16 protein-coding genes are annotated in these 12,865 nt (G+C 70.5%); 12 read left to right on the plus strand and 4 right to left on the minus strand.

Annotation, left to right across the window (positions count from 1 at the left end; all coding sequences use genetic code 11):
* Positions 1-2 precede the first annotated feature (2 nt).
* From AB0J87_RS20715 to AB0J87_RS20745, 7 genes are all read left to right on the plus strand, one after another.
* Positions 3-1,796 (plus strand): NAD(P)H-dependent oxidoreductase subunit E, encoded by a 1,794-nt coding sequence (locus tag AB0J87_RS20715; protein ID WP_363967341.1) that lies wholly within the window; start codon positions 3-5, stop codon positions 1,794-1,796.
* The gene (locus tag AB0J87_RS20720; protein WP_363967343.1) at positions 1,793-2,635 is read left to right on the plus strand and encodes a 2Fe-2S iron-sulfur cluster-binding protein; all 843 of its coding nucleotides are present in this window, start codon (positions 1,793-1,795) and stop codon (positions 2,633-2,635) included. The genes AB0J87_RS20715 and AB0J87_RS20720 overlap by 4 nt, the downstream gene beginning before the upstream one ends.
* Positions 2,636-2,664: 29 nt before the next feature.
* Positions 2,665-3,525 carry a formate dehydrogenase accessory sulfurtransferase FdhD gene (gene fdhD / locus AB0J87_RS20725; protein WP_350725062.1) on the plus strand — a complete coding sequence of 287 codons (861 nt, stop codon included), beginning with the start codon at positions 2,665-2,667 and terminating at the stop codon, positions 3,523-3,525.
* 146 nt (positions 3,526-3,671) lie between these two features.
* The gene (locus tag AB0J87_RS20730) at positions 3,672-4,586 is read left to right on the plus strand and encodes a metal ABC transporter substrate-binding protein (protein ID WP_363967345.1); all 915 of its coding nucleotides are present in this window, start codon (positions 3,672-3,674) and stop codon (positions 4,584-4,586) included.
* On the plus strand, positions 4,583-5,362 hold the full coding sequence (locus AB0J87_RS20735; RefSeq protein ID WP_192791173.1) for a metal ABC transporter ATP-binding protein: 780 nt from the start codon (positions 4,583-4,585) through the stop codon (positions 5,360-5,362). Before AB0J87_RS20730 ends, AB0J87_RS20735 begins: the two co-directional genes overlap by 4 nt.
* A 28-nt stretch (positions 5,363-5,390) precedes the next feature.
* Positions 5,391-6,263, plus strand: coding sequence for a metal ABC transporter permease (locus tag AB0J87_RS20740; RefSeq protein WP_350725343.1), 873 nt, complete (start codon positions 5,391-5,393; stop codon positions 6,261-6,263).
* On the plus strand, positions 6,260-6,637 hold the full coding sequence (locus tag AB0J87_RS20745; RefSeq protein WP_350725059.1) for a transcriptional repressor: 378 nt from the start codon (positions 6,260-6,262) through the stop codon (positions 6,635-6,637). Before AB0J87_RS20740 ends, AB0J87_RS20745 begins: the two co-directional genes overlap by 4 nt.
* A gap of 6 nt (positions 6,638-6,643) precedes the next feature.
* Here AB0J87_RS20745 and AB0J87_RS20750 read toward each other — a convergent pair whose 3' ends face one another.
* Positions 6,644-7,573, minus strand: a complete 930-nt coding sequence (locus tag AB0J87_RS20750) for a DMT family transporter (protein WP_363967347.1) — start codon at positions 7,571-7,573, stop codon at positions 6,644-6,646.
* 92 nt (positions 7,574-7,665) lie between these two features.
* Between AB0J87_RS20750 and AB0J87_RS20755 the strand changes: the two genes are divergently transcribed.
* Both AB0J87_RS20755 and AB0J87_RS20760 read left to right on the plus strand, forming a co-directional pair.
* Positions 7,666-8,193, plus strand: coding sequence for a CGNR zinc finger domain-containing protein (locus AB0J87_RS20755; RefSeq protein ID WP_363967861.1), 528 nt, complete (start codon positions 7,666-7,668; stop codon positions 8,191-8,193).
* Positions 8,194-8,540: 347 nt separating this feature from the next.
* Positions 8,541-9,662: an XRE family transcriptional regulator gene (locus AB0J87_RS20760; RefSeq protein ID WP_363967349.1), complete on the plus strand. Its 1,122-nt coding sequence runs from the start codon at positions 8,541-8,543 to the stop codon at positions 9,660-9,662.
* Here the strand turns inward: AB0J87_RS20760 and AB0J87_RS20765 are convergent.
* The gene (locus AB0J87_RS20765) at positions 9,657-9,842 is read right to left on the minus strand and encodes a hypothetical protein (protein WP_363967350.1); all 186 of its coding nucleotides are present in this window, start codon (positions 9,840-9,842) and stop codon (positions 9,657-9,659) included. The genes AB0J87_RS20760 and AB0J87_RS20765 overlap by 6 nt on opposite strands.
* On the opposite strand from AB0J87_RS20765, the gene AB0J87_RS20770 reads away from it, so the two are divergent.
* Positions 9,843-10,070 (plus strand): hypothetical protein, encoded by a 228-nt coding sequence (locus tag AB0J87_RS20770; RefSeq protein WP_363967352.1) that lies wholly within the window; start codon positions 9,843-9,845, stop codon positions 10,068-10,070.
* Between the two features lie 43 nt (positions 10,071-10,113).
* Here AB0J87_RS20770 and AB0J87_RS20775 read toward each other — a convergent pair whose 3' ends face one another.
* Positions 10,114-10,506: a DUF4440 domain-containing protein gene (locus AB0J87_RS20775; protein ID WP_363967354.1), complete on the minus strand. Its 393-nt coding sequence runs from the start codon at positions 10,504-10,506 to the stop codon at positions 10,114-10,116.
* A 65-nt stretch (positions 10,507-10,571) separates the two neighbouring features.
* Here AB0J87_RS20775 and AB0J87_RS20780 point away from each other — a divergent pair, with 65 nt between their 5' ends.
* Together AB0J87_RS20780 and AB0J87_RS20785 are read left to right on the plus strand one after the other, a co-directional pair.
* The gene (locus AB0J87_RS20780) at positions 10,572-10,994 is read left to right on the plus strand and encodes a helix-turn-helix domain-containing protein (RefSeq protein ID WP_363967355.1); all 423 of its coding nucleotides are present in this window, start codon (positions 10,572-10,574) and stop codon (positions 10,992-10,994) included.
* A gap of 213 nt (positions 10,995-11,207) precedes the next feature.
* Positions 11,208-12,062, plus strand: a complete 855-nt coding sequence (locus AB0J87_RS20785; protein ID WP_363967357.1) for an LLM class flavin-dependent oxidoreductase — start codon at positions 11,208-11,210, stop codon at positions 12,060-12,062.
* Between the two features lie 29 nt (positions 12,063-12,091).
* On the opposite strand, the gene AB0J87_RS20790 is transcribed toward AB0J87_RS20785, so the two are convergent.
* Positions 12,092-12,853 carry an aminoglycoside phosphotransferase family protein gene (locus AB0J87_RS20790; protein ID WP_363967358.1) on the minus strand — a complete coding sequence of 254 codons (762 nt, stop codon included), beginning with the start codon at positions 12,851-12,853 and terminating at the stop codon, positions 12,092-12,094.
* Between the last annotated feature and the right edge of the window lie 12 nt (positions 12,854-12,865).

The following is a 12,865-nucleotide window of genomic DNA, read 5'->3' on the forward strand; positions in this document are numbered from 1 at the left end:
AGATGGATCTGAGGTTCCGTGGCGCAGAGCCGTCCGACGAGGAGCGCGCGGCCGTCGACGCCCTGCTCGGGCCGCCCGCGTCGGCGTGGGACGGCGGCGGGAGGACCGAGGCCGACCTGCGGGTGGCCGCCCGCGCCGAGTCGCAGCGCGACATGCTGCTGCCCGCGCTGCACGCGGTCAACGACCGGGTCGGGTGGATCAGCGAGGGCGCGCTCGACTACATCTGCCGCCGCCTGACCGTGCCGCCCGCCGAGGCGTACGGGGTGGCGACGTTCTACTCGCTGTTCTCCATGGAGCCGCGGCCGAAGCGGGTGCTGCACGTCTGCACCGACCTGGCCTGCCAGGCCAAGGGCGGCGAGGACGTACGCAGGCGGGTGGAGGAGCGGCTCGGCCCGCCCGGCAAGGCGTGGCACGAGAGCCCCTGCCTGGGCCTGTGCGAGCGGGCCCCCGCCGCGCTCGCCCTGGAGGCGGGCACGCCTCCCAAGGCCCAGGTGTACGCGCCCGCGAACGCCTCCCTGACCCTGGACTCCCCCACCCCCAACGGCACCACCCCCAGCCTCGACGTCGCCGGTGACGCCCCGGTGGCGGCGGCCGTGCCGCAGTCCGGGCAGGACGGGCTGACCCTGCTCAGGAGGGTCGGCACGACCGATCCCGCGAGCCTGGACGACTACCGGGCGGCCGGCGGCTACAGCGCGCTCAGGAGGGCGTTCGAGCTGGGGCCCGCCGGGGTCATCCGGGAGGTCCTGGAGTCGGGGCTGGTCGGCAGGGGCGGCGCCGCGTTCCCGACCGGCCGCAAGTGGGACGCCACCGCGCGCCAGCCCGACCACCCGCACTACCTGGTCTGCAACGCCGACGAGAGCGAGCCGGGCACGTTCAAGGATCGCGTGATCATGGAGGGCGACCCGTACGCGCTGGTGGAGGCGATGACGATCGCCGCCTACGCCACCGGCTGCGCCAAGGGATACCTCTACATCAGGGGCGAATACCCCAGGGCGACCGCGCGGCTCCAGCACGCCATCGCGACCGCCCGCGCGCGGGGCCTGCTCGGCGACGACATCCTCGGCAAGGGCCTGTCGTTCGACATCGAGCTGCGCAGGGGCGCGGGCGCGTACATCTGCGGCGAGGAGACCGCGATCTTCAACTCCATCGAGGGGCAGCGCGGCGAGCCGCGCAGCAAGCCGCCGTTCCCCGTGGAGAAGGGGCTGTTCGGCAAGCCGACCGTGGTCAACAACGTCGAGACGCTGGTCAACGTGCTGCCGATCCTGGAGCGCGGCGCCCGGGCGTACACGGCGGCCGAGCCCAAGCTGTTCTGCGTCTCGGGCGCGGTCGAGCGGCCCGGAGTGTACGAGCTCACGTTCGGGACGACGTTGCGCGAGCTCCTGGACATGACCGGCACCACCGGCACGACGAAGGCGGTGCTGCTCGGCGGCGCGGCCGGCGCGTTCGTCACCGACCTGGACATCCCGCTCACCTTCGAGGGCACCAGGAACGCGGGGGCGACGCTCGGCTCCGGCGTGGTGCTCGTCATCGACGACACCGTGGACATGAAACGCCTGCTGCTGCGCATCGCGGAGTTCTTCCGCGACGAGTCCTGCGGCCAGTGCGTGCCCTGCCGGGTCGGCACCGTACGGCAGGAGGAGGCCCTGCACCGGCTCTCACGCCGGGTCTCCGACGACGATCTCGTGCTGCTGCGCGAGGTCGGCCAGACCATGCGGGACGCCTCGATCTGCGGCCTCGGACAGACCGCCTGGAACGCCGTCGAATCGGCCATCGACCGTCTGGGAGTGTTCAAATGATCCCGCTCCAGCCGCCCCGGCGGCTCATCGACGTCCAGATCGACGGCGAGGACGTACGGGTGCCGGAGGGCTCGACGATCCTCGACGCCTGCCACGCGGCGGGCAAGGACATCCCCACCCTCTGCTACGGCGACACGCTGACCCCGAAGAACGCCTGCCGCGTCTGCGTCGTGGAAGTGGAGGGCGCCAGGACGCTGGCGCCCGCCTGCTCCCGCAAGGCCGAGGCCGGCATGAAGGTCGGCACCGACACCGACCGGGCCCGGCAGAGCCGCAAGGTGGTGCTGGAGCTGCTCGGCTCCTCCGTGGACATGTCGACCACCCCTCGCGCCGCCGAGTGGGCCGAGGAGTACGGCGCCGACCCCACGCGGTTCGGCGACGACGCGGCCACGGTCGAGCAGCCCGCCAAGGTGGACAACGACCTCTACGTGCGCGACTACAGCAAGTGCATCCTGTGCTACAAGTGCGTGGACGCCTGCGGCGACCAGTGGCAGAACACCTTCGCCATCGCCGTCGCGGGCCGCGGGTTCGACGCGACGATCTCCACGGAGTTCGAGGCGCCGCTCACCGACTCGGCCTGCGTCTACTGCGGCAACTGCGTGGAGGTGTGCCCGACGGGCGCGCTGTCGTTCAAGACCGAGTTCGACATGCGGGCCGAGGGCACCTGGGACGAGTCGCGGCAGAGCGAGACCACGACGGTCTGCAGCTACTGCGGGGTCGGCTGCAACCTGACCCTGCACGTGCAGGACAACAAGATCGTCAAGGTGAGCTCGCCGCACGACAACCCGGTGACCAAGGGCAACCTCTGCGTCAAGGGCCGCTTCGGGTACGGCTATGTCTAGGGCGCTCATCCGGGCCGAGGGGAGCGCTCGTGTCTAGGGTCGCGGTGAAACGGCGGATCCTGCGGGTCAAGGACACCGCCCGCATCCCCAAGGTCGACTCGCTGGCCGCCGAGGAGCCGCTGGAGATCCGCCTCGACGGGACGCCGCTGACGGTCACCATGCGCACGCCCGGCGACGACTTCGACCTGGCCGCCGGGTTCCTGGTCAGCGAGGGGGCCGTGGGCGCGGCCGACGACATCGCCACGATCCGCTACTGCGCGGGCGCGACGGTGGACGGCGGGAACACGTACAACGTGCTCGACGTGCGGCTGGCGCCCGGCGTGACGGCGCCCGCGCCGCGCAACTTCTACACCACGTCCTCCTGCGGCGTCTGCGGCAAGGCGTCGCTGGAGGCGGTACGCACGGTGGCTCGCTGGAGCGCCGGAGACGACCCGGTCGAGCTGGCGCAGCCGACCGTCGCCGCCCTGCCGGACCGGCTGCGCGCGGCCCAGCGGGTGTTCGACCGGACCGGGGGCCTGCACGCGGCCGGCCTGTTCACGTCCGACGGCGAGCCGCTGTGCGTGCGCGAGGACGTGGGCCGGCACAACGCGGTGGACAAGCTGCTCGGCTGGGCCCTGCGCAACGACCGGCTCCCTTTGCGCGGGACCGTCCTGATGGTGTCGGGCCGGGCCTCGTTCGAGCTGGTGCAGAAAGCGGTCATGGGGGGCATCCCGGTGCTCGCCGCTGTCTCGGCGCCGTCGTCGCTCGCGGTCGAACTGGCCGCGGAGGAGGGGCTGACGCTCATCGGGTTCCTGCGCGGGGACTCGATGAACGTCTATACGGGCGAGCGCCGCCTGAGCATCACCCCGAGCGCCGGCTATGGCTCGGCCGGCGCACACTCACCGGGGTGATGGCGGGATGCCGCACGGCGCCCTGGCCCCCAGCCGCCGTCCGGCATCCCCTCCCTGCTTATTGCCTCCGCTTCGCGGAGGCGGGCTCGGTCGCTGCGATCCGGGGATTTTGACAACCATTTTCATTTTGGCGCATACTGACTCACATGATGTCAGGATTTTCCCGGTCGTACGCCGTCGGATTGCTGGCCGGGGCCACCCTCCTCACCACCGCCGCCTGCGGATCCGGCTCCGCCGAGACCGCCGCAGGGGGCAGGCCGGAGGTGGTCGCCGCGTTCTATCCGCTCCAATGGCTGACCGAGCAGGTGGGGGGATCCGACGCGCACGTGACCGTCCTGACCGCCCCCGGCGTCGAGCCGCACGACCTCGAGCTCAGCATCCAGCAGGTGACCGAGATCCAGAAGGCGGCGCTCACGGTCTACATCAAGGGCGTGCAGCCCGCCGTGGACGACGCGGTCGACGCCGACAAGAGCTTCGACGCCGCCACGGCCGTAACGACCCTGCCCGCGAGCGGGCACGAGGAGGGCGAGGAGGAGCACGGCCACGAGGTCTCGTACGACCCGCACCTCTGGCTGGACCCCACCCGCCTGGCCACCATCGCCACCAAGCTCGGCGAGCGCCTGGCCGCCGCCGACCCGGCGCACGCGCAGGCGTACAAGGACCGCGCCGCCAAGACGGCGGGCGCGCTTGGAACGCTCGACCAGGAGTTCGCCAAGGGCCTGAGCACGTGCAGGACCAAGTCGCTGGTCACGGCGCACGAGGCGTTCGGCTACCTGGCGGACCGTTACAAACTCAAGCAGGTCGGCATCACGCTCGACCCCGAGACCGAGCCGTCGCCCGCGCGCATCTCCGAGGTGGCCAAGCTGGCCAAGGCCGAGGGCGTGACCACGATCTTCACCGAGTCCCTGGTCAGCCCCAAGGTGGCCGAGGTGCTCGCGAACGAGGTGGGCGCGAAGACCGCCGTGCTCGACCCGCTGGAGAGCCGGCCCTCCGGCGATTACCTGTCGGCCATGCGCGATAACCTCAAAACCCTACAAACAGCACTGGGGTGTACGGCATGAGCGAAACGGCCTTCGCGATGACCGACGGCCGGGTCTCCTTCGATGGCAAGCCCGTCCTCCGGGGGATCGACCTGACCGTCTGCCCAGGGGAGGTCGTCGCCCTCCTGGGGGCCAACGGCTCGGGCAAGTCGACGCTGGTCCGCGCACTGCTCGGCCTCACGCCGCTCACCGGCGGCTCGACGCTGATGTACGGGTCCCCGCCGGGCAGGTTCCGCGACTGGTGGCGCATCGGCTACGTGCCGCAGCGGCTCCAGGTCGGGGGTGGCGTGCCCGCCACCGTACGCGAGGTCGTGGCCTCGGGCCGGATCGCCAGGCAGAGCCGCCTGCGCAGGACCAGCCCGGCCGACAAGGCCGCCGTGGCCGGCGCGCTGGAGGCCGTCCGGCTGGCCGACCGCGCGAACGACCCCGTCCAGTCGCTGTCCGGCGGCCAGCAGCAGCGGGTGCTCATCGCCCGGGCGCTGGCCGGGGAGCCGGACACGTACGTGATGGACGAGCCGACGGCGGGCGTGGACGCCGACACGCAGCAGTTGCTGGCCGACACGCTGGCCGGGCTGGTGCGCGACGGCAAGACGGTGGTGCTGGTCGCGCACGAGCTGGGGCCGCTGGAGCCGATCATCACGCGCGGCGTGGTGATCCGCGAGGGCCGCGTCGCGCACGACGGCAGGCCGCCGCGCCCGGAGGGCGACTGCGCCCGGCCGGGCCACGAACATCAGCATCCGCACGCGGCCACGCCGGCCGCGGGGCCGTTGACCGGCTGGCAGGGGGAGGCGCCGTGAACGGCCGCCGACGGAGGGAACCGCGATGATCATGGATCTGCTCCAGGAGCAGCTCTTCCAGCTCGCCCTGGTGGCCGCGCTGCTGGTGGGCCTGTGCGCGCCCGCCGTGGGGACGTTCATCGTGCAGCGCAGGCTGGCGCTGCTGGGTGACGGCATCGGTCACGTGGCGCTGACCGGCGTCGCCCTCGGCTTCCTGACCGGCACCACGCCCGTGCTCACCGCCGTGATCGTCTCCGTCGTCGGGGCGGTGGCCATCGAGCTGGTCAGGGCGCGCGGGCGGACCAGCGGCGACGTGGCGCTGGCACTGCTGTTCTACGGCGGGATCGCGGGCGGCGTCATGCTCATGGGCATCGCGCCGGGCGGCAGCAACGCCAAGCTGAACTCCTACCTGTTCGGCGCCATCGCCAGCGTCACGGTCCAGGACATCTGGGTCATCGCCGCGCTGGCCGTGGCCGTGATCGGCGTGGTCGTGGTCTTCGGCAGGGAGCTGTTCGTGCTCTGCCAGGACGAGGAGATGGCCAGGGCGAGCGGCCTGCCGGTCCGCTTCCTCAGCCTGCTGATCGCGGTCACCGCCGCGCTCACCGTCGTGATCGCGATGCGCGTGGTGGGCCTGCTGCTGGTCAGCGCGCTGATGGTGATCCCGGTGGCCACCAGCCAGCAGCTCACCCGGGGTTTCCGCACGACGATGGGGCTGGCCATGCTGTTCGGGGTGCTCGCCTCGGTGGGCGGCCTGCTCGCCTCCACCTACTCGGCCAAGGTGCCTCCCGGCGCGGCGATCGTGCTTCTTGCTCTCGCCGGCTTCGTCCTGGCCCTCGGTGTCGGTAAATTCGTACGCCGAGGCCGTACCCAGGAGTCGACAGTGAGCGAGCGACCGAAGATGCGCGTGGAGGAGGTCGCATGACGACGAGACGCGACGCCGTGCACGACACCCTCCGCAGGAGCGAGGGGTTCCGCAGCGCGCAGGACGTCTATGCCGAGATGCGCCTGCACGGGGCGAAGATCGGCCTGACCACCGTCTACCGCGCCCTGCAGGCGCTGGCCGACGGCGGGCAGGTCGACGTGCTGCGTACGGACGAGGGCGAGTCCGTCTACCGGGCGTGCGCCAGCGACGTCCATCACCACCACCTGGTCTGCCGCCGCTGCGGCCACACGGTGGAGGTGGCCGGTCCCGCGGTCGAGCGGTGGGCCGAGGCGGTGGGCGGCGAGCACGGCTTCACCGAGATCACCCACACGGTCGAGGTCTTCGGCACCTGCGCCGCCTGCTCCAAGGGCTGACCGGCGTCAACCGGCCTTCGGCACCTGCTGCTCGCGCGGCTCTATCCGGCGTGTCTCGCCGGGCTGCGGCGAGCGGGTGCGGGTGCGGGAGCCGTACAGGACTCCGAGGACGATCACCGCGCACCCGGCGAGCTGCAACGCCGACGGCCGCTCGCCCAGCACCACCGCGGACAGCGCGACGGTCGTCATGGGCTGGACGAGCAGCAGCAACGCGGTGAGCGCGGCCGGCTGGCGCGGCAGCGAGAACGTGATCAGCGACCACCCCAGCACCTGCGGCCCCAGCGCGAGCAGCAGCAGCCACCCGTGCGCCGGCCAGCTCGGCATGAGGTCGGCACCCCCGAAGAGCGGGCTCAGCAGGGCGATGGCCACGGTGGCGACCACCGTGGCGTGTGCCAGCGGCCCCACGGCCCGCGCCGGCCCGGCCTTCATGAGCAGCAGGAACGCCGCGTACGAGATGGACGTGGCGACCCCGGCCAGCACCCCCATGATCGGATCGCGCCCGTAGGCGGCGCTGTCGAACACCCCGGAGATGAGCACCACCCCCGCGAACACGATCGGCGTCGCGACCATCAACCGGGACGACGGCCGCTCCCCGAACAGCGCCCAGGCCGCGAACGCCACCAGGAACACCTGCAGATTCCCCAGCACGGTGGCCAGCCCCGCGCCCACGTAGTCGATCGCGTGATGCCAGAACAGCAGGTCGAGCGCGAACACCACGCCCGCCAGCCAGGCCAGCACCACCCCTTTCCACGGCAGCGGCCCCAGCCTGCGCCGCTCCAGCCAGGCCAGCACGATCATGGGCGGCACGGCGTACGCGCAACGGAACAACGCGGACGTGGCAGGCGATACACCTGAGAGCCGAACCAAGGGGGCGGAGGTGGAGATGATCAGCGCACCGACGATCGCGATCAGCACGATACGGCGATGTGCACTCATAGAAACCCCCGTACGGCCATGCAGGAGATACAGTGCGACCACGCTAGAACCCGGCGCGGACAGGAGTCAACATGCCGTTTGGCCATGACATGGTGCATTCTTTGGCCACCGTTGTCGAGCTGGTCAACACCTCGCCCTCCACCGGGGGCGACGAGGGCCTGCCGGGCCTGGCCGAATTGCAGGCGTTCGTGGAGTCCCGCCAGATCAGCGGCGTCACCAAGCTGACGCCCCGCGACCTGGGCCAGGTGCGGATGGTACGAGAGGTGTTCTACCGCGTCTTCATCTCCCCGGACCAGCCCACGGCGGTCCGCACCCTGAACGTCCTGCTCGCCGAGACGCGCATCACCCCCCGGCTGACCGAGCACGACGGCCACCCGCTGCACATGCACTATTTCGCCGCGGACTCCACCCTGGCGGAGCACGTGGCGGCCGACTGCGGCGTCGCCCTGGCCCACCTGCTGGTGGAGGGCGAGGTCGAACGCCTGCGCACCTGCTCGGCCCCGGACTGCGACCGCGTCTTCGTCGACGAGTCCCGCAACCGGTCCCGCGTCTACTGCGACAGCCGCACGTGCGGCAACCGCATGCACGTGGCCGCCTACCGCGCCCGCCGCCGCGCCTAACCCCGCGGAAAGCCCAGGGCTCCCGGGGGGAGCTCGGGAGCCCGGGAGAATCGGGGAACCCCGGAAGAAAAGCTCGGTCCTCGCACTGAGGCGCGCTACGCGCGATGGAGCACTCGGGCAGCGCCCTGTGGGGGCAAGCCCCCACACCCCCAGGCGGGGCCCTGCCGGTCCCCGCACCCCTCGGACGCGACCCCGATTACCGCACCGAGCCTCGATAACGGCGTCCCGAAGGGCACAGCAGGACCTACACCTCAGCCTCGGGAAGACTGGGCATATTGTTGATCACATCCCCGCCCTCGACCTCGCCCTGCATTGCGATTTTCGCAACTAGAACATAGGATTCATCCATGGCCGGGGACGCGACAGCACGAGTACGTCAACTGATAGCGGAAAGCGGCCTGACCCAAGCCGAATTCGCCGTCAAGGCAGGGCTTGATGCCCCAAAGATGTCCAAGTCGTTGTCGGGTGTTCGAAGATTCACATCGCTGGATCTCGCCAGAATCGCCGACCTGTGCGGCGTATCCGTCGATTGGCTGCTCAGGACAGACCCAGTCACGCCCGCGACAGCCGCACGGACGGCCACGGTCCCCCTCAAGTCCGCGGACTCGGCGATCCGCGAAGCCGAGCGACTCGCACAGTTGCGGGCAGACCTCGCATTCCTTGGATATCACCAAGAAGTGCCGCGATTCGCACTCACCAGAATGTCCGCGTCATGTATGGATCAAGGGCGGGATCTCGCCGCTCTCGCTACAACGCACGCGGCGCAGAAGGGGATCGCCCTGTGGCGCTGCAGGGACCTGGCTGGTGCGGTTGAAGCAGCCTTTGGCGTCGATGTGCGAGTTCATCGCCTGGCTGACGGCTTCGACGGCTTGTCGTGGTCCGACGACCACAGCTCGCTGATCGTGGTGGGCACTTCGGAAGTGCCTGCTCGCCAGAGGTTCACCATCGCCCACGAGCTTGGGCACCTCCTCGCGGGAGACGACCAAGGGCTCCACGTCGATGCGGATATTCACGACACGGAACACAAGAGCAAGCCTTCCGAGAAACGCGCGAACACGTTCGCGGCGGAGCTGCTCCTGCCCGCCGAGATGCTGCGCGAGAAAACTCATGGCATCACCTGGTCGCTCGAGGCGTTCGCCCTGCTGGCGTGCGAGCTGTGGGTCTCGCCCAGCACTCTCGCGTGGAAGCTGTTCAATCTCCATCTGATCGACAAGAGACAGTGCAATTCCTTCAGAGGATTGACAGCCTGGGAGGCCGCAAGGAAGGCGAACGCCGTCGAGTCGCTCGGCGAATGGATCCAGCAGACCTCGCGGTCGCGAATTCCCGCTCCTCTCGTTCGTACGACCTTCCAGGCTTACGCCGACGGGAAGGCCACGCTGCGGCCGTACGCGAATCTGATCGGCGTTGCCACCGATACGTTGCGTGCGGCCATCAGCGACATGAGAGAGGACTCTCCCCCCGAGTCATGAGCTGGTATTGGTTTCCCGACAACACGGTGCTGCAAGATTGCCGTCGACGGATGGCTCGGCGAGCCCATTGAGATCGATGATCCCCTCGAAGTCGATCAAGTCGAGCGGATCAGGCGTGCAGTTTTCGGCGGCACCCGGCACGAGCCGTTGAAACATCTGGGTGAAGCGCAGACTTGCCATGTGATTCACAACTGGGCGGAATATGTCGGCTCATACTGGATCACCGACGACCGCGACGCACAGGAGTATGCGCGTCCTATCGGGATCACGACCCGGGATACGGCCGATCTGATCAGTGAGGGGATCACCGACGGCTGCTGCAGTCGCGGCGACGGCTTCAGCCTTCTGCAGCTCATGCGGATGAGGGGTCGCAACCTTCGTATCCCGCCGAATCAAACGCGTCTTTGATCACCGAGGCGTCGGCGTTTCGGCCGACCCACGCAAATCAGCCTCAGCCATCGATTGTCGAGCGCACGCCGAAAGGGTTGTCGATGGCGTACCGCCAGCGCCCGTCCCTTCCGCGGCGGGCGACGTCGGTGGCGGTGCCCTCGATGTGGACCTGCTGCCCGTCCCGGTCCACACCGTCGATGGCCCAGTCCACGATCAGCAGGGCCGTGTCGCCCGCGGTGTAGACGTGCCGCGGCCGGACCGTGATCGGCAGTCCCAGGGCCATGAAGCGGGCGTTGGCGGCTTGGGCCTGCGGGCCCGTCAGCGGGGAGCCGGGCTCGGGTACGAAGACCGCTCCGCTCTCGTAGACCTCGGCCACGGCCGCCGGGTCGCCGGTGTTGAAGCGGTCGGCGAACACGGCAGGCACGTCCTCGGGGCGTTCGGCGAGTTGGCGCATCGCAGTTGCACGTCCTTCCGGCAGGTAGAAATCGGGTGGATGCGGAAAAGCTAGGAGGCTCCCTCGTGACTCACCAAACGGTTGGCCATCCCGGTCTGCCCGATGATCCTCGGGCCGAGGTCACCGAGCCGGATCCGTCGTGTCCGGTGGAGATCGCGCTCGCGGCGCTGCGCGGGCGGTGGACGACGCTCGTGATCCGCGAGTTGCTGCGGGGTGAGCGTGGGTTCACGGAGCTCCGGCAGGCGCTGCCCGAGTTGTCGGACAAGGTGCTGTCCGATCGGCTGGCGCAGCTCGCCGAGGCCGGGGTGCTCGAACGTCGCCGGAGGTCCGGATGGCCGCCCCGTACGCACTATCGGCTCACCCCGCACGGGCGCCGCCTCGGGCCCGTCCTCCAGGCGCTCTGGGACTGGGGCGCCCAGGTTGAAGGCCGCCATGGGCAGGAGGTCCAGTCGGGTCTGGCCGCCACGGCCGAGAGCGATCACGACTGAGCGCGGGTGGGTGAGCGGGTGAGCGCGGGTGGGTGAGCGGGTGAGCGCGGGTGGGTGCGGCTTTGTTCGGGCGGTGAGGTTGCTCTACAGTGAGGATCACTCTGATCAGGAGCTCCCCAGAAGCGCGCCGCAGAACGGGAGCCCTGCCTCCCCCGTCGTGGAGGTCCTGGAGGGGCGGCATCGATTCCGCATACCCCTTCACGGAGGTACCTCATGAACGTCGGTCTTGGCCTGCCCATCAGCGACCCCGCGGCCCTGCTCGACTGGGCCAGGCGCGCTGATGCCGGCCCCTTCACCACCCTCGGTCTCCTCGACCGGCTCGTCTACGACAACCCCGAACCGCTGATCGCCCTCGCCCTCGTCGCCGGGGCCACCACCCGCGTACGCGTGCAGACCGAAGTGCTGCTCGCACCGCTGCGCGAGCCCGCCCTGCTGGCCAAGCAGGCCGCGACCCTGGACCGGATGTCCGGCGGGCGGCTGGTGCTGGGGCTCGGCGTGGGCGGTCGCGAGGACGATCACCTGGTCGCGGGCACCGACCTCCGTACCCGGGGACGGCGGCTCGACGAGCAGATGGCCGTCATGCGGCGGCTGTGGTCCGGCGAGCCGTACGGTGACGGCGCCGGCATGATCGGGCCGCTCCCCGCCCGGCCGGGCGGGCCAGAGGTGCTGTTCGGCGGCTTCCAGCCGGCCGCCCTGGCGCGGGTCGCGCGCTGGGGAGACGGGTTCCTCGCCGCCGCCGCGCCGTCGTGGGCCGGCGGGCTCATCGACACGGTCCGGCGGTTCTGGCGGGAAGCCGGGCGGTCCGGCGAGCCCCGCGTCGTCGCCCAGGTGAACGTGGCGCTCGGCTCCGAGGACGTCGTCACCGAGGCCCGTACGGCGATGGGCGCCTATTACGAGTTCACCGGCAGGGCGGACCGGATGGTCGCCGGGATGCTCACCACGCCCGGGCAGATCCGCGAGTGCGTCGCGCAGTATGCGGACCTCGGCGTGGAGGAGGTCATGCTCTACTGCTACGGCGGCGATCCGGGCCAGGTGGACCGGCTGGCGGACGTGGTAAGCACCCTTTGATCAAAAGCACCCCTTGATCAACAGAAGTCCTACAGCAGGGCCAGCATCCGGTCCGCCTGCGCGGGCCGGATCTCCCGGCGGCAGCGCAGCAGCCAGAACAGCGCGAGCAGCCGCCGGCACTCCGTGAGCCTGGCCGCCTCCTCGGCGGTCAGCTCGAACCGGTCGAGCACGGCGGTCAGCCCGGCCGGATCGTTCTCCCAGACCGAGATGTGCTCGGTGACCTCGGCCAGCTCGAACGCGCGGTCGCTGAGCCCGGAGTACTCGAAGTCGATGACCCGGACCCTGGTGCCGTCCCACAGGTAGTTGGCCAGGTTCCCGTCGCCGGTGCCGAACACCGGGGTGCCCGGCTGCGCGAACATCGCCTCCAGGCTCGGCCCGGACACCCAGTCCGTGGCCGCGCGGAGGGCTTCGGCGGTCGCGGGTTCGGGCGTGGCCGCCGCCGCCCAGTCGCGTACCTTCCGCAGGAGATAGACCGGGTGCCCGGCACGCGCCGGCATCCGGTCGAGCAGCCGGGACGGGACCGAGCGCTGGACGCCGGTGATGGCCCCGGCCAGGGCATCGACGAGTTTCCCCGCGATCTCCCCGCGTACCGTCGTGCCGTCCAGGCGGGTCATCACCACGGTCGGCGGGTCGGCCTCCAGCTCGGCGGTCACCGGCGCCGGGGCCAGGCCGGGATCGTGTTCGCCCAGCAGCTCCAGGGCACGCCATTCGCGTTCGGGCTCACCGTAGTCCGACGACCGGTATCGCTTGATCACCACGTCGGACCGCACCTCGATGGAATGGCCGCCCATCCGCCCTCCGAT

It is taken from the genome of Nonomuraea sp. NPDC049625, from assembly GCF_040675285.1.
Lineage (GTDB): Bacteria > Actinomycetota > Actinomycetes > Streptosporangiales > Streptosporangiaceae > Nonomuraea > Nonomuraea angiospora_A.